Source organism: Microcoleus sp. F4-D5, from assembly GCF_036704885.1.
Lineage (GTDB): Bacteria > Cyanobacteriota > Cyanobacteriia > Cyanobacteriales > Microcoleaceae > Microcoleus.
On record NZ_JAUBSX010000007.1, the window covers coordinates 60,209 to 85,755 of the forward strand.

Annotated in this window: 16 protein-coding genes; 9 read left to right on the forward strand and 7 right to left on the reverse strand. The window is 48.9% G+C overall.

What is annotated here, in order from left to right; all coding sequences use genetic code 11:
• Positions 1-140 precede the first annotated feature (140 nt).
• The 3 genes from QUA80_RS05395 to QUA80_RS05405 are packed head-to-tail and all read right to left on the reverse strand — an operon-like array spanning position 141 to position 1,001.
• Complete coding sequence (locus tag QUA80_RS05395; protein ID WP_333422124.1) at positions 141-338, reverse strand: hypothetical protein; 198 nt, start codon at positions 336-338, stop codon at positions 141-143.
• Positions 317-811 carry a hypothetical protein gene (locus QUA80_RS05400; protein WP_333422126.1) on the reverse strand — a complete coding sequence of 165 codons (495 nt, stop codon included), beginning with the start codon at positions 809-811 and terminating at the stop codon, positions 317-319. The genes QUA80_RS05395 and QUA80_RS05400 overlap by 22 nt, the downstream gene beginning before the upstream one ends.
• Positions 812-845: 34 nt before the next feature.
• Complete coding sequence (locus tag QUA80_RS05405; protein WP_333422128.1) at positions 846-1,001, reverse strand: hypothetical protein; 156 nt, start codon at positions 999-1,001, stop codon at positions 846-848.
• 305 nt (positions 1,002-1,306) lie between these two features.
• Between QUA80_RS05405 and topA the strand changes: the two genes are divergently transcribed.
• The gene (gene topA, locus QUA80_RS05410; protein ID WP_333422130.1) at positions 1,307-4,030 is read left to right on the forward strand and encodes a type I DNA topoisomerase; all 2,724 of its coding nucleotides are present in this window, start codon (positions 1,307-1,309) and stop codon (positions 4,028-4,030) included.
• A gap of 164 nt (positions 4,031-4,194) precedes the next feature.
• Here topA and QUA80_RS05415 read toward each other — a convergent pair whose 3' ends face one another.
• Together QUA80_RS05415 and QUA80_RS05420 are read right to left on the reverse strand one after the other, a co-directional pair.
• Positions 4,195-4,782, reverse strand: a complete 588-nt coding sequence (locus QUA80_RS05415) for an FKBP-type peptidyl-prolyl cis-trans isomerase (protein ID WP_333422131.1) — start codon at positions 4,780-4,782, stop codon at positions 4,195-4,197.
• 241 nt (positions 4,783-5,023) lie between these two features.
• Positions 5,024-5,350 carry a phasin family protein gene (locus QUA80_RS05420; RefSeq protein ID WP_333422133.1) on the reverse strand — a complete coding sequence of 109 codons (327 nt, stop codon included), beginning with the start codon at positions 5,348-5,350 and terminating at the stop codon, positions 5,024-5,026.
• 216 nt (positions 5,351-5,566) lie between these two features.
• Between QUA80_RS05420 and QUA80_RS05425 the strand changes: the two genes are divergently transcribed.
• The 4 genes from QUA80_RS05425 (at position 5,567) to QUA80_RS05440 (ending at position 8,407) form a co-directional block, all read left to right on the forward strand.
• Entirely contained in the window at positions 5,567-5,923 is a 357-nt protein-coding gene (locus tag QUA80_RS05425) for a zinc ribbon domain-containing protein (RefSeq protein ID WP_333422135.1), read from the forward strand.
• A 72-nt stretch (positions 5,924-5,995) separates the two neighbouring features.
• Positions 5,996-6,961, forward strand: coding sequence for a BadF/BadG/BcrA/BcrD ATPase family protein (locus tag QUA80_RS05430; protein WP_333422137.1), 966 nt, complete (start codon positions 5,996-5,998; stop codon positions 6,959-6,961).
• A 280-nt stretch (positions 6,962-7,241) separates the two neighbouring features.
• Positions 7,242-7,898, forward strand: coding sequence for a hypothetical protein (locus tag QUA80_RS05435; RefSeq protein ID WP_333422138.1), 657 nt, complete (start codon positions 7,242-7,244; stop codon positions 7,896-7,898).
• Between the two features lie 107 nt (positions 7,899-8,005).
• Positions 8,006-8,407 (forward strand): MgtC/SapB family protein, encoded by a 402-nt coding sequence (locus tag QUA80_RS05440; RefSeq protein WP_333422140.1) that lies wholly within the window; start codon positions 8,006-8,008, stop codon positions 8,405-8,407.
• A 596-nt stretch (positions 8,408-9,003) separates the two neighbouring features.
• Here QUA80_RS05440 and QUA80_RS05445 read toward each other — a convergent pair.
• Entirely contained in the window at positions 9,004-9,219 is a 216-nt protein-coding gene (locus tag QUA80_RS05445; protein WP_333422251.1) for a hypothetical protein, read from the reverse strand.
• Between the two features lie 47 nt (positions 9,220-9,266).
• Entirely contained in the window at positions 9,267-9,497 is a 231-nt protein-coding gene (locus QUA80_RS05450; RefSeq protein ID WP_333422142.1) for a hypothetical protein, read from the reverse strand.
• 354 nt (positions 9,498-9,851) lie between these two features.
• Here QUA80_RS05450 and QUA80_RS05455 point away from each other — a divergent pair, with 354 nt between their 5' ends.
• The 4 genes from QUA80_RS05455 to QUA80_RS05470 all read left to right on the forward strand — a co-directional run bounded on the left by QUA80_RS05455 (position 9,852) and on the right by QUA80_RS05470 (position 25,516).
• Entirely contained in the window at positions 9,852-11,600 is a 1,749-nt protein-coding gene (locus tag QUA80_RS05455; RefSeq protein ID WP_333422144.1) for a hypothetical protein, read from the forward strand.
• Between the two features lie 1,004 nt (positions 11,601-12,604).
• Positions 12,605-16,024, forward strand: coding sequence for an amino acid adenylation domain-containing protein (locus QUA80_RS05460; RefSeq protein ID WP_333422146.1), 3,420 nt, complete (start codon positions 12,605-12,607; stop codon positions 16,022-16,024).
• On the forward strand, positions 16,021-21,120 hold the full coding sequence (locus QUA80_RS05465; RefSeq protein WP_333422148.1) for an aminotransferase class III-fold pyridoxal phosphate-dependent enzyme: 5,100 nt from the start codon (positions 16,021-16,023) through the stop codon (positions 21,118-21,120). Before QUA80_RS05460 ends, QUA80_RS05465 begins: the two co-directional genes overlap by 4 nt.
• A 271-nt stretch (positions 21,121-21,391) precedes the next feature.
• Positions 21,392-25,516, forward strand: a complete 4,125-nt coding sequence (locus tag QUA80_RS05470) for an amino acid adenylation domain-containing protein (protein WP_333422150.1) — start codon at positions 21,392-21,394, stop codon at positions 25,514-25,516.
• Positions 25,517-25,547: the final 31 nt, after the last annotated feature.

A 25,547-nucleotide genomic window follows, 5' to 3' on the forward strand; every position in this document is an offset into this window, starting at 1 on the left:
TTGTTTTGTGGGACGGGCCTCCCGCCCGAAGGCGTGTATTTTCAGAGCTAACTCCTACTCCGCACAAGCATCATCCTCAAATTGTGCAATGCCAAGACTTCTACAGTTTATAAAAATTATTGTTAGCTGACGGCTTGAGATTACCAACTGATAATAAGCGGCAATCCCGGTCGAAAATCTACCTGTTGTCCCTGCACTTCTCCATCAAAACCCAGCTCCACAAAATACTCGGTTCCTATCCGTAACTTTAGCTGATTTGTGTCAATCACAGCTTGCAGTTCAGGTGACGGATTGTTGGCAGCAGGACTGACTAATTCTACACGAGTAATTTCGCGCAAACAACACCATGCTTCAAAGGCTTTGAGTTCTCGGCAGAGTATCGATCGGGACGTTTACCAAAGGGAATTTGAAAAAGCATGGGTTCAGTCAACACATCACTATTTGTAGCCACCGCTATACTGATTGTTTCAGGTAGATAAGGTGGACGATATGCCCAACTAGAAAATGCAATTGTGTCATCAGAATCTTTGGTTGAACGCAAACAGATGCCAAACGGACACGCACCATTATTTCGATTTGTCGATCGCTCCCAAAGACGAGTCTGATTAATTGGCTCAGACTGCGCCTCTTCTGGATCGTGAATCCATAACAATTCCAACATTGCGTTATGGAAAAAGAAACAGCGATTGGTTGTACCTTGTCCGCGATGAATGCGAGATGAACCCTCAACTAAACCGAATGATGATAAACGATTAGCTTCGGAAGCACCAATATCAGTAAGGATGAAAAGATGGTCGAATTCAAATGTCATAGCATTGTTCGTAGAATCGATCGCTCCAGTAATTTTAACCTTGTGCGATCGCTTTCCTTCGGATCGCCGCGCTGATGCTGCACAGCGTACTGTACCAAAGTCCCAAACCTCTACTCAGCCAATTTTTCCCAATCGAAAATCGAAAATCGAAAATCGAAAATCGAAAATCGATCGCCCCAACCTTTCCCAAGGTTCAAGTTACAACTAGATTGAGGAACCATCCGCCCGCATCCAGCAGTCTCAACATCCAGTTACCGACTATTCTGGTAAAGTCAGGTCATCATCCGGTGCATCTTGTAGAGACGCGATTCGCAGCTTCTGTCCCGAAAGCAGTAAAATCCCATCAGCTTGTCACCTGCAACCCGATCGGCAGTAACTTAAAAATTAAGGTAGTTTGAAAATAATCGCCCAAAGTTGAAAGAAGCCTTGACATCTGACCTAAACTCTCTAACTTAGACCCTCTAGCTGCGCTGCCATACATATTTAAAAGATGCCATGTCAACCTTAGTCATCGTCGAATCTCCGACCAAAGCCCGCACCATTCGCAACTTCCTGCCCTCCACCTACCGCGTAGAGGCATCGATGGGCCATGTCCGCGACCTCCCATCCTCGGCAGAAGAAATACCAGAAGCCGTTAAAGGAGAAAAATGGGCGCAACTGGGCGTAAACGTGGAAGCAGACTTTGAACCCCTCTACGTCATCCCGAAAGATAAAAAGAAAATTGTTAAAGAACTCAAAGACGCCCTCAAAGAAGCCACAGAACTGATTCTAGCCACTGACGAAGACCGGGAAGGCGAAAGCATTTCCTGGCATTTGCTGCAAATCCTCAAACCCAAAGTTCCCATCAAGCGGATGGTGTTTCACGAAATCACCCGCGAAGCAATCCGCGACGCTTTGACTCACTGCCGCGATATCGACAATCGAGTAGTACAAGCCCAAGAAACTCGCCGAATTCTCGACAGACTCGTCGGTTACACACTCTCCCCGCTACTGTGGAAAAAAATCGCTTGGGGTTTGTCGGCCGGTAGAGTACAGTCAGTCGCTGTACGCCTGTTGGTGCGCCGGGAACGGGAACGCCGCGCTTTCCGCCAAGGTAGTTACTGGGATTTAAAAGCCCTTTTGGAAAAGGGCAAAATTTCCTTTGATGCCAAACTCGTGACAGTCGGCAATGTGAAAGTTGCAAACGGCAGCGATTTTGATGAAAATACCGGGCAAATTATCGCAGGCCGCCGCGTACTTTTGCTGAACGAAGAACAGGCGCGGGCTTTACTCTCACGCATCCAAAACAAACCTTGGACTGTCACAAATCTCGAAGAACGGCCAGTCACCCGCAAACCTTCGCCGCCGTTTACGACCTCGACTTTGCAGCAGGAAGCTAACCGCAAGCTGCGGCTGGGTGCGCGGGAAACCATGCGAATTGCCCAAAGTCTCTACGAACGCGGTTTTATCACCTATATGCGGACGGATTCGGTACATTTGTCCGAACAGGCGATCGCCGCCGCCCGAACTTGCGTCCAAGAACTTTACGGCAGCGAATACCTCAGCCCCCAACCGCGCAAATACACCACGAAAAGCAAAGGCGCGCAGGAAGCCCACGAAGCTATCCGTCCTGCAGGCAGCACTTTTCGGACTCCGCAGCAAACCGGATTGGACGGCATTGATTTCCGCCTCTACGATTTGATTTGGAAGCGGACTGTGGCTTCTCAAATGGCCGATTCCCGCCAAACTCACGTCACTGTATTAACTCAGGTAGAAGATGCCGGTTTCCGTTCCAGCGGCAAACGCATTGATTTTCCAGGCTTTTTGCGCGCCTACGTGGAAGGTTCCGACGATCCGAATGCGGCGTTGGAAGACCAAGAGGTGATTTTGCCGGCGCTGAAGGTGGGCGATAAACCTAATTGTAAAGATTTAGAGGCAGTTGGACACGAAACTCAACCTCCCGCCCGCTACACGGAAGCTTCTCTGGTGAAAATGCTAGAAAGCGAAGGTGTGGGCCGTCCGAGTACCTACGCGAGTATTATCGGTACAATTGTCGATCGGGGATATGCCAAATTAATAGCTAACGCCCTAATTCCGACATTCACTGCTTTCGCCGTCACGACTTTATTGGAAACACATTTTCCCGATTTAGTAGACACCGGTTTTACTTCCCGAATGGAACAAACCCTCGATGAAATTGCCACCGGCGAGGCGAAATGGCTGCCGTATTTGCAAAAGTTTTATACAGGGGACAGCGGACTCGCAACCCAAGTTAAAGAACAGGAAAGTCAGATTGATGCAAAAGTTGCCCGAACCGTGGTATTGGAAAATCTGTCTGCCAAAGTTTGCATTGGGAAATTCGGCGCATACCTGGAATCTGAAAGCGAAGAAGGCCTGGTAAAAGCATCGATTCCCCAAGATTTGACGCCTGCAGATTTAGACCCGGAAAAAGTTGACTTTCTGTTAAAGCAAAAAACGGAAGGCCCGGAAAAATTGGGTCTTCACCCGGAAACCGGGGAACCGATTTATGTGCTGATTGGCAGTTACGGGCCATACGTTCAGTTAGGGGATGTTTCGGAAACGAACAAGAAACCGAAGCGGGCTTCTTTACCGAAGGGAACGGATAAGGATAGCGTGACGCTGGATATGGCGGTGAGTTTGTTGACTTTACCCCGGTTGTTGGGTGCTCACCCGGAGACGGGGGCGAAGGTGCAAGCTAATTTGGGGATGTACGGGCCTTATGTGGTGCACGACCAGGGTAAGGTTGGGAAAGATTATCGATCGATCAAACCGCCGGATGATGTTTTGACGATCGAGCTCGATCGGGCATTAGAATTGTTAGCCCAGCCGAAAGCCGCCCGCGGCCGCAACAGCAAAGCCGCGACACCTTTGAAGGAATTGGGCGCGCATCCAGAGTCGGGAGAACCCATTAATGTTTACGACGGCCGCTACGGCCCCTACGTGAAACACGGCGATATCAATGCTTCTTTGTCCAAGGATGAATCTGTGGAGAATTTCACCTTACAAAGAGCACTGGAATTGTTAGCAACCAAGGAAGCAGCCGGGGGAAAAACTAGCAGCAAGTCCAAGAAGTCTACTAAGACAGCGGCGAAGTCGGAGACTGCAACTGAGAAGACGGCGGCGAAGAAAACTACTGCTAAAAAGACGGAGACTGCGGCGAAGAAAACCACTGCTAAAAAGACGGCGACTGCGACTGCGACGAAGAAGAAAACCAAGTAAAATTAGTTTATTTTTCTATCATCCCAGAAACCCGGTTTATTTGAGAAACCGGGTTTTTTTATTTGTCAAGTCCTAGACGCACGCTAACCCAAAAAACCCGGTTTATTTGAAAAACCGGGTTTCTAAACACTGTCAAAGTTTTACGTTTAATTAGGTTGAGCTGACTAGCCAGCAATTTTCAACAATTCCACATCAAAAATCAGTGTAGCATTAGGAGGAATTACCCCGCGGGCACCGCGAGCGCCGTAACCGAGTTCAGGGGGAATAATCAACTTGCGGCGGTCTCCAACTTTCATCGTACCGACACCTTCATCCCAACCCTTAATTACTTGACCTACGCCAATTTTAAACTGAAAAGGAGAATTGCGATCGCGCGAACTGTCAAACTTCGTGCCATCTTCCAAAGTTCCAGTGTAGTGCACCACAACCGTCTGGCCTTTTTTTGGAGTGGCCCCATTACCATTTTTCAATTCAATATATTTCAGACCTGAATCTGTGGTGACAGTTTTCTCAGTATTATCAGTCATGTTATTGCCAGCGATAGTAGCTGGTACTTCCGGTAAAGTAGCATCAGCTACTAGCAAGCTATCTTCATTCAAAGACTGCGCTGATAACTTCTCAATAGCAGTCTCGGGTGAAGGATTATTTAATTCGGCGGCAACTGCTTGAGGCCCAGAACCGCTCATTTGAGCGACTATCAAAAACAAAAAGCAAACCAGCATTACCCCCAAGCTGACTAGAACTCCTCGCAAAATTAATCCTCCTGATACTTTTAACCGCGATATCTCAGATATCTAAGACATCTATTACAACAAAAACACCAAATTTTATCTGAACTTTTCCGCCAAAAGATGGCAGGTGTCAGCTAGTTTTAAAGACAAAAGTATGAAGTCAAAATGTTTGTAATTCTACATAAGTGCCTTCTTGAGCCTTCTGCCTTCGGGTGACAATTTTATCACAAGATAACAGCGAACCGCTCCCGGGCGATCGAACTCAGCGCCAGTTTCGGTTCTCTAAATCCCGCATCTGACGTTCCAAACGATCGAGCCTGCCCCGCAACTCATCCATTTCGGACTGTCGGGGAACGCCCATATCTTGCATCAGATTCCGCAGTTGCCGCTGCAACTGCGTATCCCAATTGCCCTGTTCAGACTTGAGGTGCTCCGTCATGTCATCGACAAAGGTTTTGGCTTGCTCAGAATTGATTTTGCCATCTTTGACCCATTGCTCGCTGACTTCCTGCAATTTCTCGGCCACCAAGGAGGTAGTACCAATGCCCAGCATTACCAGTTGTTTGAGTAAGTTGCTATTGTTATCCATAAATTTTTCCTACTGTTTGCCCCTTCATACCCGATCGGCTCAGGTCGCCTGCGGTCGCTGTGAAACCATCTGTAAACTTAAAGTTACATCAGCGCTGACCTACCTTTCTATTTTGGAGCATCCAGCCGCCTGATGGCGAGTCGATCGCGCATTCTCGGCGTTCGGAAAACCCGCTAATGAGCTACCGACAAGATTACCCTATCACCAGCAAAGTCAATGCCTGATTGTCCCCGCTGCCACCAACCTGTAGACGCCCGAGCCATCGCCTGCGCGCACTGCAAAATCCCTCTCAAAGCTTTCGGTCATCCGGGTATCCCCCTTTATCGATCGAAATCGGAAGAATTTCTGTGCACTACCTGTATTTACCACGAAGACGACACTTGCAACTACCCGCAGCGTCCTTTTGCCAAAGAATGCACGCTTTATCACGATCGAGCTGAGCCGCTTGTGCCGCCGACGAGCCCTTACATCAGCGGCGGCTGGCCGCAATCGATCAAAAATTGGTGTCAGCGCCATCTCGTTTGGTTAGCTTTAGTTGGTTTAATTATTATTAGCATTGCTCTGTCGATTTAATCGGATTGTACAAAGCGTAGAATAGAGATATATCTGTTAATCTGGGTTGCTCTATTATTCTCTAAATTATTCATGAGCTACGTATTCGGCATCGACGGGGGCGGCACGAAAACTATCTGCCTCTTAATGGACGAAAACCACATTGTTTTGGGACGGGGCGAAGCAGGGCCGTCAAATTATCAAACGCTGGGAATTGAGACAACCAAACAATCCATTCAATTGGCGATCGAACGAGCAGTTCTGTCCGCTAAAATCGAGACGAATAGCAATCTCAACATAGAAGCTATTTGTCTGGGACTAGCAGGCGTCGGGCGTCAAAAAGATATTGAAATAGTGCAATTTCTAGTGCAGAACTTGCAGTTGACGAATACTTTACCAGTAACCCGATCGTTCTTGCCTCGGAATATCGTAATTTGCAGCGACTGCGCGATCGCACTTGTTGGGGGTACCGGCTATCCAGTGGGTATTACCGTTATTTCAGGAACCGGTTCGATTGTTTTCGGGCAAAACAGTCAAGGAAAAACGAAACGAGTCGGCGGTTGGGGATATCTTTTAGGCGATGAAGGCAGCGGATATGACATCGCCATTCAGGGTTTGCAAGCGGCTTTGAAGTTTTATGACGGACGCGGAGAATTTACAGCACTTGCGGAAAAATTTCAAAACCATTTAGGCCTAAATCACCTCGAAGAATTGGTAGAAGTCCTTTACCGGCGGGGTTGGGGAGTGAAAGAAATTGCAGCTTTAGCGCCGATTGTCGATCGACTCGCAGCCGAGGGCGATCGCGTCGCTGACGGCATTATTGATAGTGCCGTGGCAGAATTAACCTTTTCAACAAAAATAGCCATTTCAGCCCTATTTAACCCCAGAGAAGAATTTGAAATTGTGCTCGTAGGAGGTGTGTGGGACTCAGAGGCAAATTTCCGGGGTCGGTTTGAAGCGGCAATAAGTGCGATCGCCCCAAAAGCTAAGGTAATCTCGCCCCGATACGAACCAGCTTTCGGTGCTGGGTTGTTAGCCTTAAACGCTCTCAACAATTAAACTCGTGCGCCGACGCTTCGCGGTCGGATTTCACCTGAACTGTTGGAGGCTAAGGGGGACGATGAATCGAAATCTCTCCTTTATCCTCCTTATCTTCCCAATCTTGCCGATTTTCTCGATTTTTCCAAATTTTAAAATTCTGGATTATCTACCTTATCTTCCCAACTTGTAGAATTTCAGGCTGCCATAATTAAAACATCAGATGAATCGGAAACCAGAAACAAATTTAGCAGTAGTGCGTTCCTCAGTAAACCAAAACCGAAGCAAGGAGACAATTTATATGATTACTTCTCAAAAATGGCGTTCAGCAACAGCAGCAATCCTCGCACTGGGCATTACAGTTGGAACCAGCGCGCCGCTAGTGGTAGCTACCCCCGCAGAAGCCCAACAGCGAATTTCCCAATTTGATAGCATCCGAATTCCCTCGGGCAGTGTAATTCCAGTTAGCTACGAAAAAGACAAAATTATTGTCACCCGCGAAGAAACAGCACCTTTAACTTTAACAGTAGCGCGAGACATCCGCACAGCTCAAGGCAGAGTATTAATCCCTGCGGGCAGTCAGATTGTCGGGACACTGCAACCTGTCAGAAGAGGCAATCAAATCGGTACTCAATTTGTTGCCAGAGAGTTAATTATCAGCCGCCGCCAACGCTATCGGATTGACGGCTATTCGGGAGTTATTACCAGAACCGAAAGAGTTCAAAAAGGTGCTGGTACAGGTTCGATCGCCCAAGGTGCAGCATTGGGTGCAGCAGCAGCAGCAGCACTAGCAGGCATTACCGGCGACAAAGCGATAGCCACTGAAGAAGTATTGGGAGGCGCTGGGATCGGCGCTTTAGCTGGAGTGTTGTTGGGGCGGCGCAGCGTTGACGTGCTCGTGATTCGCCCGGAACAAGATTTGGCAGTGAGATTGCAATCGGATATCGTGCTGCGCTAATATTGGAATCTTCCGATTGATTAATTATTTGCAGCAAAACATTGTCGATCGCTAACTTTTGGTCTCCCGATCATGGGCTAGGCATACTATTAAGGTTGTGCCTAGCCATGTTTGTGGGAGGAATTATTGGATGGGAACGCCAACTCAGACACAAACCAGCGGGATTGAGAACTCATATGCTAGTAAGTATGGGTTCTGCACTGTTTGTTTTAATACCGCTGGCAATGGGTAAAAATGGAAACGAACGAGATGCGATCGAGCGCGTAATTCAAGGCATTGCTGCCGGGGTTGGGTTTTTGGGAGGCGGAGAAATCCTGCGGCAAAGTCAACAGGAAATAGGCAAAGTTGAAGTTCGCGGGCTTACGTCTGCCGCAGCTATTTGGGTGTCAGCAGCTTTAGGAACTGCGGCAGGATGCGGGTTGTGGCAACTTGCATTAATTGGCGCTTCAATGTCGCTGTTTGTTCTGAGAGTAATTAAAGAGTTAGAGCGTCGGAGTCGCAGGAAATAGTCTCAGCGATTATATAAGTTCTGGTAAAATAACCGTTATAGCGTTGCAGTGAAAACTAGATCGTTCCGAGTCAGTTTTATGAGGAATGAATTCCTAACTACCAACAAATTTGATTGCGGTCGATCGAGGTGACATAATATTAGCGGTTTCATAGCAAGTCCAGTTAATCACTTAGGGATGAGAATTAAATAAAATCCACTTTTCATGACTGTTGTGGGACGCCCATCCCACAATAAAAAAAGGAAATTATTTAATTGACGATCCTTATACACGATACGCAACAAGTGGTTTGACTCCCTACTTATAGCATTTCTCAATCTTGGTGAGGTATGCCCTATGCCCGCTTATCGATCGTGCAACTAATGTTACTGAGAAAAGCTATAGCAATCCTTGCACGAGTCGTAAATTTTTACCCCACCCCAATCCTCGCCAAGGCATCGGGGAGGGAGTAAGAAATTCACAAATGATGCGAGGATTGCTATATATCGCAATTCGCAATAACTTTAGCACTATAAAAAAATTAGGTAATTAAATTATCAGGAGTTGTTTGGTAGAATATAAAAAAATATTTAATTTTTACAAGTAATAAATTATCATTAATTTCTTTGAGGAAATGTTGAAAAATTTATCGATTCCCAAGACTCTTGCCTCACACGACCGGCCATCGCAGCTAACTGCAAGCTCATAAAAGCATTCAAATCTTCCAAATCACATTTAGCGGAGGCAAAAATCTGCTGCATTTGATTTTCGGCTTCCAAACTCAGATATCCAGCGACAAGAGCTTGTTGTACAACTTCACGAATCCGCATAATCGAAATCTTCCTTACTACAGTTGAATGTGGTAAAAGTCAACTAATTACTAAGAGGAAGTTTTGGAGGCAGTCTCGCAAAAGACTTCCAATTCTTTTAGCTCGCGAGACTCTTGTTTCACCAAACCAGACATAACTGCTAGTTGCAAAGCCATAAAAGCATTTAAGTCTTCCAAGTCATACTTGGTGGTAGTTAACATCCGGCGCAGTTGATTTTCGGCTTCAATAGTTAGAGAACCGAGCATCAGAGCTTGTTGGGCGAGGTCACGAATCAGTATCATAATACTTATGGATTGTATTGGTTGAAGTTTCAGTATCAACCGTTTTAACAGAATCCACAGTGACGGCTATTGCTCGATGGGTGTGATATTTTTATGGGTCAGCCGTGACAGCCGGAGTCGCAGAGTGTGATTAAGTATTTGCAAGGATGTGACGGCGATCACGCTGGGAATGGGAGAGGAGGAGCCCGGGAGGGGGAGTGGGGGAGTGGCAAAATGCGATCGCGACAGAGTGAGAAAATCTTTCTTAAACATCTGACTGATGATTAATGATTAATCGCTGATGACTACTGCTTTCTACCTTCAGAAGACGCTCAACGTCTATAATCAGCAAGTTAAATATTTACGGCAAGACATATGGAACCAGCTCATAAAGATTTGCTACAACAAATAGCCCGACTATCGGAAACTTATGGTAATTTGGCCGATCGCCTTTCCCAAGCAGCCAAACAACTGCAAGACTCGGGCCTTCCTCCCTCTGACAGCTTGCTGCAAGAAGTAGCCACGTACAGCCGCAACTTTGCCACACTCCAAAAACAAGCTATCGAACTCAACAAATCCGCGATCGCGCCGGGGGAAATTGCTTCCCTCAAAGATATTCAAAACTTAGTCGAGACTGCCGCAGCTTCCGAAGGTATAGCAGAAATGCGCGACGCGGCTTTGAAAGTTCTAGATCGAGTATTGGCGATCGCCCACCGCGAACAAAGCGACTTCGCACCCTTACAATCAGTTCATGCCAAAGCCCGCGAACTGCAACGCGCGATTTCCGAATCAACCCCGACTCAACTGCATTCCGACGCAGAATCCTTAGTCAGCGGCAAACACCCAGTTGCAGCAGTGCTCGCCCTGGTGGAACAGCAAGACAAATTAGACGACGAACAGTGGGTCTTTCTTGAAGAAACAGTCAGCGCCGCTTTTGGCAAACAAATCGCCGTCGCCATTTCCAGAGGCAAATTAACCATTGCTGAGATGGCAAAAGCAGCACCTGCAAAAGTCGAACCCGCATTGAAACCAGCGCCAGAACCAAAAATCAGCGCCGAACCTTTGCCAGAAGTCATTATCATCCCGTCGGGAAATGTGGCACCGAAACAAGTTGCAGTTGCGCCACAGATCCAGATTTTGGAATCCCCCGCACCTTCCGTCCCCATGCACGAGGTAATTATTGTTCCCAGCGTGGAAGTACCTCAGTCCCTCAAGACAACCGGTTCGGGGAACATTGTCTTTGGGGCACCTCGGGAGATTCAACAAGTGCCCGTAGAGGGCGCTTTGGGAATCAAAGTTTTGGTGCACATTCAGGGAATTGGCGATCGAACTTTCGGTGCTCAAGAATACGCGGGTACTAAGGGTCAAGGGCGGCGCGTCGAAGGATTTCAAATTAATATCGATCCCCCAATTCCCGGCTTAAATGTCGAGTACATGGCTCACGTCGAAGGTGTTGGCGATACTCCTTGGATCGGCGCAGGAGAATTGGCAGGTTTTCGCGGTCAAGCGAAACGAATAGAGGGATTTGCCGTGCGGTTGAACGGGCCGCAAGCTGATAAGTACGACGTATTTTATAGCGCTCACATTCAGAATATCGGCGACACCGACGTGTCCTCCAACGGCGAATATTGCGGCACTCGCGGCAAAGCTTTGAGAATAGAGGGTATCAAAGTTTGGATCGCGCCGTCTGCGAGTTCGCAAACAGCGGCGCCTGTGGGTTTAAAAGTGTTGGCGCACATTCAAGGAATTGGCGATCGAACTTTTAGCGATCGAGAATATGCGGGTACTAAAGCTCAAGGTCGCCGCGTGGAAGGATTTCAAATTAAAATAGAGCCTCCCGTTCCCGGTTTAAATTTGGAGTACATGGCTCACGTTGAAGGAGTTGGCGATACTGCTTGGATCTCGGAAGGGGATCTAGCCGGTTTCCGGGGCAAAGCCAAGCGCATTGAGGGATTTGCCGCGCGGCTGACAGGGCCGCAAGCTGATAAGTATGACGTATTTTATACGGCTCACATTCAGAATGTAGGCGATACTCCGGTTACTGCTAACGGTCAATATTGCGGCACTCGCGGCAAAGGTTTGAGGGTTGAGGGGATGACGATTTGGGTTGAGCCGAAAGCGTAAAAATTGAGAATGAATGGAAAATTTTAAATGGCATTTTCCATTCATTAAATACTCGAATAAGTAGGGTGTGTCTATTCACATTATTTGCACCACAAACTAACAATATCCAAGCTGATACACCGCTAGATAATATCATGTTCTGCTAATCACAAGGCAATTGTTCGCGCTCGTGTACCAATCTCAGATGGTGGCGATTGCTTCGCTTCACTGCCTGCGTTCCGCTCGCAATGACAAATTATAACTAATTTACCGGACATGATATAAATGGTGCGTCAGAATTCGACTTTTCATACTTCTTGAGAATCTCTAATCTGACGCATCCTACGGCTGACGCACCAGGCAATAAACGGTGCGTCAGAACGATATTTTATACTTTCTGCGGTTATTCAGAATCATAAAATTGACAGCAATATGTCTCTTTGACCATTTCAGCTTGAATTTTTTTGTTGATTTCGGATCGATTCAGTTCCCTGTTGCGGATGGTATGCACGATCAGATATAATCTAGCCCAAATCAACATTCCGAGGACGATCGCACCAATCAATTATCCTATAGCTTTCTTTAAAGGTTGAGGTTGGCTGTAGCTCATCTAGCGCAGCGATTGCCAGCAGACAGGATGCAAATTATTGCTGTTGAGTGCGGATGTCAGCCTGTTATAGCAGATGTTGAAGGCTTTAGTTATTCTTGAAAGAAGAAAGTCGATTGTCAACAAAATATTAAGCAATTGTCATATTTACAGGCTGTGGAATTACACGGTTGCTGAGCGGGAAATGCTCTTTGGCGGCACTATCCGTAAAATGTATCATAGATACTTTACAGGGCGGTAGAGTTCGAGTTAACATCGGCTGAGCCGATCAAATATTACAGCCAAAAACAAAATATTATGTCAGATGCACGCGATCAATGATTTTACCGTGCTTGGGGATAAATAGTTACTTAAAAAAGTCTTAAAAATCCCGTGACACTTGCTTAGAAGTATTTTCGTTCAATACTTACATATAAATATGTCATTGCCAGCAGACGATCGCCCGCAATCCGCAACCACTGATAGTGAATCTTCCTATCAACTTTCACCGATACAGCAGGGGATATTGTTCGACAGCCTTTCGGGTCAACAATCAGGGATAGATATCGAACAAGCGATCTGTAGTATTCGGGAAAATTTGAATGTTTCAGCTTTCTTCAAAGCTTGGCAGCAAATAGTGCAGCGGCATCCTATCTTGAGAACGAGTTTTTGTTGGTCAGGTGAAGAAGTTCCCCTGCAAACCGTACATCACCAAGTTGAACTGCCAAGCGTTGAACAAGACTGGCGCAATTTGTCGGAGGGCGATCGCACCAACCAACTCGAAACCTATTTGCAAACCGATCGCCTGCAAGGCTTTGACCTAACTCAACCCCCGCTGATGCGTTTGGCTTGGTTCCGAGTTGCGGAAACCGAGTACAAACTCATCTGGACTTATCACCACATTTTGCTTGACAGTACCTCGGCAGTCATTGTTTTGCAAGAAGTTTTTACCTTGTACGAATCCCTGTGTGCCGATCGACCGTTAGAATTACAACCGCCCCGCTGCGATCGAGATTGCATCGAGTGGATGCAGCAGCCAGACATCTTGAAAGCAGAAACATTTTGGAGACAATACTTAAGCGGTTTCAGCGATCCTACCCCTTTGGTTGGGGCTGTTTCAAGGGCGGGCAAGATACTTAACCCGAAAGACCGCCAGGGAATTAATTCCCTGCCGGACTGCGGGTTTGACCCTAAGTTTACACCAATGGCATCTTGCCTGTTCCTGACACCACCAGAAATCCTGCTTTCTAAGACTGTTACCGCCACCTTAAACTCCCTAATTAAAGACCACAATATCACCCTAAATACCCTGCTGCAAGGAGCGTGGGCTTTACTTTTGAGCCGCTGTTCCGGTTCGGAAGATGTAGTATTTGGAGCAATTTGCAACAGCCGATCGCAGAATCGAGAAAACGCAGAATCAGCCGTAGGATTATTTATAAATACTTTGCCGGTTCGAGTAATTGTATCTCCCGATTTACCAGCGATCGACTGGCTCAAACAACTGCAAAATCAGTGGACTTCACTGCAAGAATACGGGAACGTGCCGCTAGCAAAAACTCAAGAATGGAGCGATATTCCCCGCAGCCAAGCTTTATTTGAAAGCCTGCTAGTAGTTGAAAAATATCACATTAACTCTGCCTTGCAAGCACTGGGCGGCAACTGGCAAAACCGAGAATTTCAGCTTTTAGAACAGACGAGTTTTCCGCTAACAGTTTACGCATATGGGGGAAGTGAACTGCTGCTAAAAATTGCTGGCGATCGCCAGCGGTTCGATCCGATCGCCATTACCCGAATGTTGGGACACCTGCAAACTTTGCTAGAAAGTATAGCCGCGAATCCCGATCGGAAAATCAGCAAATTGTCAATGCTGACAGCAGCCGAACTCGCTCAGTTGCAGGAGTGGAATCAAACTCAGGCAAATTATCCGCAAGACAAATGCGTTCACCAATTATTTGAAGCACAAGTCGAGCGATCGCCCGATGCCATTGCCGCCGTTTTTTCCCAAAATCTCCAACAGCAACTCACCTACCTCGAACTCAATTCCAAAGCCAATCAACTAGCCCGTTACTTGCAGCAATTAGGCGTCGGGCCCGATGTTTTAGTAGCTATTTGCATGGAACGTTCCTTAGAAATTGCGATCGCCGTTTTAGGCGTTCTCAAAGCAGGCGCAGCTTACGTTCCCCTAGATCCCGCCTATCCCAAAGAAAGGCTGACCTTCATGTTAGCCGACACCCAAACTCCCGTTATACTCACTCACTCTCACTTAGTGTCTGGGATGCCAGCGCATCAAGCCCGCGCCGTTTGTTTGGACGCAGACTGGGAAACAATCAGCAGTCACAGCACGGAAAACCCAGCTAGCAGCGTCTCTCCCGACAATTTAACCTATACAATATATACATCAGGTTCCACAGGCAAACCCAAAGGAGTTCCCCTCCCGCACCGCGCCCTAGTCAACCTAATTGCGTGGCAACTCCAAAACTCGACCCTTGAGGGCCCAGCCAAAACCCTGCAATTTGCATCTCTCAGCTTCGATGTCTCATTTCAAGAAATGTTCTGTACTTGGTGTGCCGGCGGCACCCTCGTTTTCATCACAGAAGAAATCCGGCGAGATGCCCAAAGTTTGTTGCAGCTAATCGACAAACAAAAGATTCAAAGACTATTTCTCCCTTTCATCGCCCTGCAACACTTAGCCGAAGCAGCCGATACTTATCAGCTAATACCGAAATCGCTGCGCGAAGTAATCACCGCCGGCGAACAGTTGCAAGTCAACCGTTACATAGCCAGTTTCTTTCAACAGCTAGAAAACTGTACCCTGCACAATCAATACGGCCCCTCCGAGAGCCACGTTGTTACAGCTTATACCCTCGCAGGCCCGCCCGGAGATTGGCCCGCACTGCCTCCGATCGGCCGCCCTCTTGCCAACACGCAGATATATTTGTTACACCAGAATAGTGAGCCTGTAGCGATCGGCGTCCCCGGAGAACTCTACATCGGGGGTATCTGTTTGGCCCGGGGCTATCTCAACCGGCGGGACTTGACTGCTGAAAAATTTATTCCTAATCCTTTTAAACACAATGAAATACGCGCGATCGAACAGGAATCAGATATTACCCTTCTGCCTTCAGAAGATCGCCTTTATAAAACTGGAGATTTAGCTCGCTACCTGAGTGACGGTAACATCGAATACATCGGGCGGATTGACGGTCAAGTCAAAATTCGCGGCTTCCGCATAGAGTTGGGAGAAATCGAAACCGCACTGGCAAAACATCGCGCCGTCAAACAAGCTGTGGTGCTGGCGCGGGAAGACGCATCGGGAGACAAACGACTGGTTGCATACATAGTGGCGAATCCAGAGGATCAATTGGCAATAGCCGACCTCCGCCGTTACCTGCAAGGGCAACTCCCAGATTACATGGTGCCTGCGGTGTTTGTGAATGTTGAGGCGATGCCGAAGACGCCCAGCGGGAAAATCGACCGCCGCGCCCTGCCGGCACCTGACTCGCAACGACAAGAACAGTCCCAGAGTTACGCTGCACCGCAAAGCGAGTTGGAGCTTTTGCTGGCGGGTGTTTGGTCTAAGTTGCTGAAGATCGATCGCGTCGGCATTCACGACAATTTCTTCGAGATTGGAGGCAATTCTTTGATGACGCTGCAAGTTGCAGTCCAAGTTCGGACTCTGTTAGGTAAAGACTTGCCGGTGGTGAAATTGTTCCAGCACCCGACGATCGCCCAATTGGCAAATTATTTAAACGAGGGAAAAAGCGCGAGCCAGTCCAACAACAAATTTCAAGACAGGGCCGATCGGCAAAAAGCTGCCTTTAAACGGCAAAAGCAATCTACCAAAAAACCTAATTTATGACAAATTCGCAGGAAAACTCAGAACTTGACGGCATTGCGATTATTGGCATGGCCGGCCGCTTTCCCGGTGCTGCCAGTGTCGGTGAACTGTGGCAGAATTTGTGCGGCGGGGTGGAGTCCACAGCGTTTTTCAGCGACGCGGAACTAGACCCCAGTATTGACCCCAATCTCAGACAAAATCCCAATTACGTCAAAGCTAGAGGAATTATTGACGGGGCCGATCGCTTTGATGCAGCATTTTTCGGCGTGAGTACCCGCGAAGCCGAAATTACCGACCCGCAGCAGCGCGTTTTTTTAGAAATAGCTTGGGCCGCCCTAGAAAATGCAGGCTGCGATCCGAATACCTTCAGCGGCTCGATCGGAGTGTACGCCGGCACGGGCAACAATACTTATTTTCCCAACAACATCGCCGGACGATCGGACGTAATTTCCGGCGCGGGCGAGTTTCAGGTGATGGTAGCCAACGAAAAAGACTACATTGCTACCCGCACCTCCTACAAGCTGAATCTCAAGGGGCCGAGCGTCAGCGTGCATACCGCTTGCTCTACATCATTAGTTGCAGTTTGTCAAGCTTTTTATGCTTTGATGAGCTATCAATGCGACTTAGCCCTGGCCGGCGGGATATCAATTACGGTGCCCCAAAATAGCGGTTATTTGTATCAAGAAGGGGGGATGTTCTCCAGCGACGGACACTGCAAACCTTTCGACGCCAAGGCTGAAGGAACCGTGTTCGGCAACGCTGCCGGGGCTGTTGTACTCAAGCGTTTGGAAGAAGCGATCGCCGACAGAGATACAATCTATGCCGTAATTCGCGGAGTCGGACTCAACAACGACGGGGCAGCCAAAGTCAGCTTTGCGGCACCCAGCGTAGACGGGCAAGCAGACGCGATCGCGATGGCGCACGCGATGGCAGACGTGCATCCCGAAACGATATCTTACGTCGAAACCCACGGCACGGCAACCCCCCTGGGCGATCCGATCGAAATAGAAGCGCTGACTCAGGCATTTTCCCTCAAAACCGCAGCCAAACAATTTTGCGCGATCGGCTCCGTCAAAAGCAACTTCGGACACACGATCGCCGCGGCGGGAGTCACAGGGCCGATCAAAACAGCTTTAGCCCTCAAACACCGGCAAATACCCGCCACTCTGCACTTCGAGCAACCGAATCCAGCCATTGATTTTGCCAACAGCCCCTTCTACGTCAACGCCGAACTCTCGGAATGGAAAGCCGGCCAAACGCCCAGAAGAGCCGGAGTCAGTTCGTTTGGCGTCGGCGGCACCAACGCTCACGTTGTCCTCGAAGAAGCGCCCGCCCTAGAACCGTCAAGCCCTTCTCGCCCGCGGCAGTTACTGCTGCTGTCGGCGAAAACTCCATCTGCATTGGACGCAGCTACCGCAAATTTGCGATCGCACCTGGCCCAAAACCCGGAGATCGATCTCGCCGATGCTGCTTACACCCTGCAAATCGGGCGGCAAGCCTTCAATTACCGACGTTTCGCCGTTTGCAGCGATCGCGCCGATGCCGTGCAGGTACTCGAATCCCTGCCGCCGCTGCGTACAGCAACCCGCTGCACCGAATCGAGAAATCCGGCAGTAATCTTCATGTTTCCGGGACAAGGGTCGCAATACGTCAATATGGGCTTGAATTTGTACGAATCCGAGCCTTTATTCCGCGAAACAGTCGATCGCTGCGCCGAAATTTTGCAGCCGCACCTCGGCCGAGATTTGCGGAAAGTGCTGTATCCCGGCAGCGATGAAGCGACAGCAGCCGAATCGCTGCGCCAAACTTTCTTGACTCAGCCTGCGATATTTACCGTAGAATACGCGCTTTCCAAGCTGTGGCAGAGTTGGGGCGTCACTCCCCAAGGTGCGATCGGGCACAGCATCGGCGAATTTGCAGCGGCAACTATCGCAGGCGTGTTTTCTCTGGAAGATGCCTTGATGCTGGTGGCTGCGAGGGGGCGCTTGATGCAAGAATTGCCGGGGGGTTCGATGCTGTCGGTGCGGTTGCCTGCTGCCGAAGTAGAAGGGCGGTTGAGCGCGGATTTGGCAGTGGCTGCGGTGAATGCGCCGGAACTTGTGGTAATTGCCGGGCCGACGGAGGCGATCGCACTTTTTCAGCAGCAACTAGAAAGCGAAAGCGTTGTCTGCAAACAACTGCACACTTCCCACGCTTTTCATTCGCCGATGGTAGATTCGATCGTCGAACCTTTCGCCGAATATGTCAAAAAAGTGCAGTTGTCAGCGCCAACTATCCCATTTGTTTCTACTGTAACTGCTAGTTGGATAACAGCGGAACAAGCAACCGATCCGATGTATTGGGCGCGGCATTTGCGGGCGACAGTGCGTTTTGCCGACGGGATAAAAGAGCTTTGGCAAGATCCTAACAGGATACTTTTGGAAGTCGGGCCGAGAACAACGGCTGCTACTTTAGCTCGCAAACAAGCCAAAGATTTGAAAAAACAAGTTGCCATTTCTTCCCTCAGCGACAACCATGAAAATCAAACTGAATGGGCGGCTTTGTTGAGTGCAGCCGGACAGCTTTGGCTTTGCGGAGTATCGATCGACTGGCAGAGTTTTTATCAGGAGGAAACGCGCGATCGCCTTCCCCTGCCGACTTATCCCTTCGAGAGCAAGCGTTTCTGGATCGAACCAAAAGTGTCAGAGGACAAGAGTGGGAGAGGGGGAGATGGGGAGAGTGGGAGAGTGGGAGAGTGGGAGAATTCCCAATTCCCGATGCCCGATTCCCAATTCCCAATTCCCAATTCCCAACAATCAACTGTCAACTCTCAACTGTCAACTGTCAACAATCAATTACCGATGCCAAATTCACAGGTTGAAACCCAAACTGCAGCGCGCAAGTACAGACTAATTCCTGCAATCAAAAACATCCTAGAAGAAACTTCTGGCGAGGATTTAGGCAGTGTTGATGAGGACTTAACTTTCCTAGAAATGGGTTTGGATTCTCTGTCTTTGACTCAAGTAGCGCTGAATTTGCAAAAAGAATTTAGCATCAAAATTACCTTTCGCCAGCTATTAGAAACTTTCCCCACTCTCGGCACTTTATCTGAATTTATCGACGGTGCTCTGCCGCCGGAGGTTTTGCCTGCAACTCCAGCAGTCCAACAAGCCGCGCCCGTACCAGCACCCGCACCGCCGATCGCACCTCCAGAACAAACTGCGATTCCCGTTCCCGCAAGCGCCCCTGTAAATCTGCCCTTACCCAGCCCTGGGCCTCAAATTTTGAATCCCGTACAGTCTGGCAATCTCGAATACCTGATCGGGCAGCAGTTGCAAATTATGTCGCGACAGCTAGAACTGTTGGGCGGCGCTGGTTCTGTTCCCGCACAGCCGGCACCGACAACTAACGGTAGGGGCAGTGCCCCCGTGCCTGCCCCCTCGCAGCCGGCACCCGTTCAAAATATCCCGCAATCCCAGACTAACGGCAGCGCGATCGCACCAACAGCAGCACCAACAGCGGAACCAACCGCAGAACCGAAAAAGGTGTTCGGGGCCGCCGCCCGCATCGACACCTCCGATCGCGACGGATTAACTCTGCAGCAATCAGCATATTTAGAAACATTTGTCAAGCGATATACGGCGCGAACTCAGAAATCCAAACAGTACACTCAGACTCACCGCCACCATCTCGCCGATCCGCGGGTAGTTTCGGGGTTTAACCGGACGATGAAAGAGTTAGTTTATCCAATTGTGGTGGGGCGATCGTCCGGTTCTAAACTTTGGGATGAAGACGGTAACGAGTACGTGGATTTAACCAACGGTTTCGGGTCGAACTTTTTCGGATATTCGCCTGCATTTATTACAGAAGCGATCGCAGCCCAAATGCAGCGCGGGTATGAAATCGGCCCGCAAACACCGCTAGCCGGGGAAGTTGCCGAACTCGTGTGCGAGATGACAAAACACGATCGCGCCGCCTTCTGCAACACGGGTTCTGAAGCCGTTTTGGGCGCAATGCGGCTGGCCCGCACCGTCACCGGCAACAGTACGATCGTCATGTTTACCGGAGACTATCACGGAATTTTCGACGAAGTGATCGTGCGCGGCACCAAAAAACTGCGATCGCTCCCCGCAGCACCGGGCATTCCCCAATCCGCCGTTGACAATACTTTAATCCTCGACTACGGCGAACCCGAATCCCTGGAAATCCTCAAAGCGCGGGCGGGGGAGTTCGCAGCCATCATGGTAGAACCGGTACAAAGTCGCCGTCCCGACTTGCAGCCGCGAGAATTCCTCCACGAAGTGCGCCGAATTACCGAACAAGCCGGTTGCGCCTTCATTATGGACGAAGTGATTACCGGATTCCGAGTTGCACCGGGCGGCGCCCAAGAATATTTCGGCGTACAAGCGGATATCGGCACCTACGGCAAAGTCGTCGGCGGCGGGATGCCGATCGGGGTAATCGCGGGCAAATCCGCCTGGATGGACGCTCTAGACGGCGGTTTTTGGCAGTTCGGCGACGACTCGTTCCCGGAAGTAGGCGTCACTTATTTTGCAGGGACTTTTGTGCGCCATCCCCTGACTTTAGCAGCCGCCAAGGCATCTCTCGAATATTTGAAGCGCGGCGGGCCTTCATTGCAGCGCGAACTCAATGCCAAAACTGACAAATTCGTTGCAGAATTGAACGCCATGTTCGATCGAGAGCAAGCACCTTTCACAGTTAAAAACTTTGGTTCCCTGTTCAAAATCACCTACCCGCAAGATTTTACTCATGGAGAACTGCTGTTTTACTCGCTGCGCGAAAAAGGAATTCACATTTGGGATCACCGCCCGTGTTTTCTGACGCTAGCGCATTCCGACGCAGATATTGCTTTTGCCAAGGAAGCATTTAAAAATAGCATTGCCGAATTGCAGTCAGCCGGATTTTTGGCCGCTCCGTCTGGAGGGACTGTTCGGGCGATCGATTGCCACAAAAATGGCAATACAAATGGATCGAAATCGTCAACTGTTTTCGCAAGCAATTCTCCCGTACCCGGTGCAAAATTAGGGCGAGACCCCAATGGAAATCCAGCTTGGTACATAGCAGATCCAGAGCGCCCGGGAAAACATTTACAAGTAGGAGATAGTTTATCAAATTGACGGTTAGGGTTGGTAATTAAATCCTGTATGGGCGGGTTTTACCAACCGTAATTGTCTAAGATAGATCATCTCGCAAACCCGCCCCCTCCCAACGCTCGAACTATCGATCGCGAGGGAGCATCTCATATTTGTAAAAACACTTCTTCTGGCTTCTTCATTCTTCCTGTTTCCCCGCAGCAAGAGAGCCTCAAAACTCCTATTTCTAGCTTGCCTGCTTTCATTGAGATGCTCCCTCGCGATCGACCTGTAGATACTAACCAACGCATAGCCAATGAAAATAGCCGCAGATTTACAACCAAAACTAACTGCTGTAGATTTCGATCCTTTCGCCGGCGGAGAACTTTTTGCTTGCGTACCCGCGACAGAATCGCAGAAAGAAATCTGGATTGCCGTGCAAATGGGAGACGAAGCAAATTGCGCTTACAACGAGTCGATGTGTCTGCGGTTGCAAGGAAACCTCGACGTTGAATCTCTCCGATTTTCCATTCAGGAATTGGTGCAGCGGCACGAGGCGCTGCGGACAACATTTAGCCCTGACGGATCGACTCTTTGTATTGCGTCGTCGATCGAACTTGACATTCCGGTGCTCGACTTGTCAATTGTGGACGATCGCGATCGCGAATCGAAATTAGCCTACGTGCGCCGTCAAGAAGTCGATCGACCTTTCAATCTAGTGCGCGGGCCGCTGTTTCGCAGTCAAATTATTAAGCTGCAAGAACAGGAACACATCGTTATTCTCACCGGCCACCACATCATTTGCGATGGCTGGTCTTGGGGCATACTATTCCCGGATTTGGGAGCAATTTATTCTGCCAGACAGCAAGGGTTAGCTGCCAATCTTCCACAGCCAGAAAGTTTTATAGAATACGCAATTTCACAAGAAGAAAACTCAACAACAGCCGAAATTATTGAGGCCCAAAAGTATTGGTTAGAACAGTTTTCAGGCACAATTCCGGTGCTAGATTTACCGACAGACAGAGCGCGACCTGCTTTGAGAACTTACCAGGGTTCGCGGGAAGATTGGGAACTCAATCCAGATTTGGTTGTTAACCTCAAACGTCTGGGAAAAAAAGCAGGATGCAGTTTTTTTACAACTCTGTTTGCTGGATTTGAAGCTTTTATGTACCGCTTGTGCGGGCAAGAAGATTTGGTTGTCGGAATGCCGGCGGCAGGACAACTTGTTGGGGGAAAAGACAAGCTTGCGGGACACTGCGTGAGCTTGTTGCCGATCCGCACCCGCATTAACGAGGAACAATCTTTTAGAGATTATTTGCGATCGCGCCGCACGGCAATTTTAGATGCTCTCGACTGCCAGCAGATTACCTTCGGTACTCTCGTGAAAAAACTAGCAGTGCCGCGGGATTTCAGTCGCATTCCGCTAGTGCCTGTAACTTTTAATCTGGACGTGCAGCTTGCAGAAGATCAACTTAATTTTGACGGTTTTAAGGCTGAAGTTTTCTCGAATCCGAGAACTTGCGAAAACTTTGAATGGGCAGTGAATGCCAGCGAAACAAAAAACAAACTCGTGCTGGAGTGCCAGTACAATACCAACTTATTTGATGCTGCGACAATCCGCCGCCGCATGGCTGAATTTGAGGTGCTGTTAGAGGGGATAGTTGCTAATCCAGAGCACCCGCTGAAAAACTTGCCAATTTTGACAGCAGCGGAACAACAACAGCTATTAGTCGAGTGGAACAACACTCAAACAAATTATCCCGAATCAGCCTGCATTCACCAACTATTTGAAATTCAAGCACAACAAACTCCCGACGCTGTAGCCGTAGTTTTTGGAGAGCAACAGCTAACATACCAACAGCTAAATTGTCGGGCCAATCAACTCGCACATTACTTGCAAACTTTGGGGGCTGGCCCGGAAGTTTTAGCGGGTATTTGTTTGGATCGATCGATCGATGCGATCGTCTCGCTTTTAGCTGTTCTCAAAGCAGGCTCGGCTTACTTGCCCTTAGACCCAGCTTATCCCAAAGATCGGCTGGATTTCATGCTGTCAGACGCCCAAATATCGGTGCTTTTGACTCAACAGAACCTCGTAGAAAGACTTCCCGACAGCGGAGCAAAAGTCATTTGCCTGGATGCGGCGCGGGAGGAAATAGACGCACAAAGTGAGATAAACCCAGCCAATCTCGCTAATGCAGACAATCTAGCTTATGTAATGTATACTTCCGGTTCGACAGGCAAGCCCAAAGGCGTTTGCGTCGTCCACCGGGGCGTAGTGCGGTTAGTCAAAGACACTAATTTTGCCAGCCTCACCGCAGCAGAAGTCTTCCTGCAACTTGCTCCGATTTCCTTCGACGCCTCGACCTTGGAAATTTGGGGAGCGCTGCTCAACGGAGCGCAACTGGTGGTATTCCCTCCCGGCAGCCCGTCTTTGGCAGAGTTGGGAGAGGCGATTCGCTTATACAATGTGACAATTTTGTGGCTGACAGCCGGACTGTTTCACTTGATGGTGGACGATCGCATTGAGGATTTAAAGGGCGTGCGCCAACTGTTGGCAGGCGGTGACGTTTTATCTGTGCCCCACGTCCAGAAGTTGCTGCGAGAAGTTCCAAATTGCAAATTAATTAACGGTTACGGGCCGACCGAAAATACCACTTTTACTTGCTGTTTTGCGATCGCCCCTGACAGTCAAATTACTAATTCTGTGCCCATCGGGCGGCCGATCGCCAATACTCAAGTTTACATACTCGATCGGCATTTGCAGCCAGTGCCGATCGGCGTTCCGGGGGAATTGTATGCAGGCGGCGCCGGCTTGGCCAGAGGCTACCTCAACCGCCCGGATTTGACAGCCGAAAGGTTCATCCTCAATCCTTTTACAAACCAAGAAAATGGATTGGAAAACGCAGAAAATCCACTGTCGGTTTCAAGCCTTCTTCCTTCTTCCTTCTTCCTTCTTCCTTCCTCAAATCGCCTTTACAAAACAGGGGATTTAGCGCGCTACCTGAGTGACGGTAACATCGAATACCTCGGACGCACCGACAATCAGGTAAAGATTCGCGGCTTCCGCATCGAAGTGGGAGAAATTGAGGCAGTGCTCGCCGGACATCCAGATATCGCTCAAGTTGCGATCGCAGTTCAGTTAGATGCTTCGGGCAACAAATGTCTTGCAGCTTATGCAGTTTCCCGCCCAGGTCAAATTCTCGCAGCCGGTACCCTGCGCAGTTTCCTGCAAGAAAGACTGCCAGACTACATGATACCCGCTGGGTTTGTGTTCCTCGACGCTTTGCCCTTAAACCCCAACGGCAAAGTAGACCGCCGCGCTTTGGCAACTCAAAAGTGGCAATCTAGCGACGCTGCGCCCAATCAAACAATTGCTGTTGCCCCGCGCGACCAATTAGAGATCCAACTGACAGAAATTTGGGAACAAGTTTTAGGCATTAATTCAATGGGAATTAGGGACAATTTCTTCGAGGTGGGAGGACATTCGCTGCTAGCAGCGCGCTTGTTAGCTGAAATTGAGAAAGTCTTCGACAAAAAGCTGCCACTGTCTGCTATTTTCCAATCGCCAACGGTTGAACAATTGGCTGACATTCTCCGCGAACCGGAATGGTCGTCACCGTCTCCGTCAATGGTGGTGATTCAACCGGGAACCGGAAGTTACAAACCGCCTCTGTTCTGCATCCACGTGCTCGGCAGAGGATTGGAATTTTACCGTCCTTTAATGAATTATATCGATCGATCGCAGCCTGTTTTGGGACTGTCAACCCAGATTATGGATGAAAAATTGGCTCCCCCCAATCGAGTTGAGGAATTGGCAGCTTATTACATAAAAGAAATGCAAACTTTTCAGCCGCACGGCCCTTATTTTCTGTTAGGAGTATCTTTTGGCGGAACGGTAGCTTTTGAGATGGCCAGGCAACTTCACGATCTAGGTGAGAAGGTAGCTTTGCTGGGATTGTTGGACACTTACGGGCCGGCTACTTTCAAAAATTTGTCTCAGATTAAGAAGAGTCAAGGCATGATGAAAATTTTACGGCTCACACCTGGTGTATTTATCAATAAAGCCAAGAGCAATCTGAACGGAAAAATCGAGGATCTTACTGATATTCAGCGGAGAATTTTGTGCAAGTTGTACCGGGCGATCGGGCGTCCTCTGCCAATTTATTTGGAAAACTTCAGTCATGCGGAATTAAATAATCACGCATTGAGACATTATGTAGCGGGAGTTTATCCGGGTCGGGCTTCTATTTTCAAGGCAGTTGAGAGTGCGGCCGCGTCTGGTGCCGATCGCGAATTGGGTTGGGGCGAGGTAGTGAAGGGAGGAATAGAGGTTTACGACATTCCCAGCGACCACTTGGGGATGTTAAAAGAGCCCCACGTTCAAATACTGGGGGAAAAATTGCAGGCTGCGGTCGATCGGTTTCAGCGTAAGAACTTATGAGATTTTAACCGCAGATCGACACAGATAAACA

Coding starts and splice junctions, on each gene's coding strand:
- QUA80_RS05460 (WP_333422146.1), top strand. CDS start 12,605: ATGTCATTGCCAGCAGACGATCGCCCGCAATCCGCAACCACTGATAGT.
- QUA80_RS05465 (WP_333422148.1), top strand. CDS start 16,021: ATGACAAATTCGCAGGAAAACTCAGAACTTGACGGCATTGCGATTATT.
- QUA80_RS05435 (WP_333422138.1), top strand. CDS start 7,242: ATGATTACTTCTCAAAAATGGCGTTCAGCAACAGCAGCAATCCTCGCA.
- QUA80_RS05450 (WP_333422142.1), bottom strand. CDS start 9,497: ATGATACTGATTCGTGACCTCGCCCAACAAGCTCTGATGCTCGGTTCT.
- QUA80_RS05430 (WP_333422137.1), top strand. CDS start 5,996: ATGAGCTACGTATTCGGCATCGACGGGGGCGGCACGAAAACTATCTGC.
- QUA80_RS05400 (WP_333422126.1), bottom strand. CDS start 811: ATGACATTTGAATTCGACCATCTTTTCATCCTTACTGATATTGGTGCT.
- QUA80_RS05425 (WP_333422135.1), top strand. CDS start 5,567: ATGCCTGATTGTCCCCGCTGCCACCAACCTGTAGACGCCCGAGCCATC.
- QUA80_RS05420 (WP_333422133.1), bottom strand. CDS start 5,350: ATGGATAACAATAGCAACTTACTCAAACAACTGGTAATGCTGGGCATT.
- QUA80_RS05455 (WP_333422144.1), top strand. CDS start 9,852: ATGGAACCAGCTCATAAAGATTTGCTACAACAAATAGCCCGACTATCG.
- QUA80_RS05440 (WP_333422140.1), top strand. CDS start 8,006: ATGTTTGTGGGAGGAATTATTGGATGGGAACGCCAACTCAGACACAAA.
- topA (WP_333422130.1), top strand. CDS start 1,307: ATGTCAACCTTAGTCATCGTCGAATCTCCGACCAAAGCCCGCACCATT.
- QUA80_RS05470 (WP_333422150.1), top strand. CDS start 21,392: ATGAAAATAGCCGCAGATTTACAACCAAAACTAACTGCTGTAGATTTC.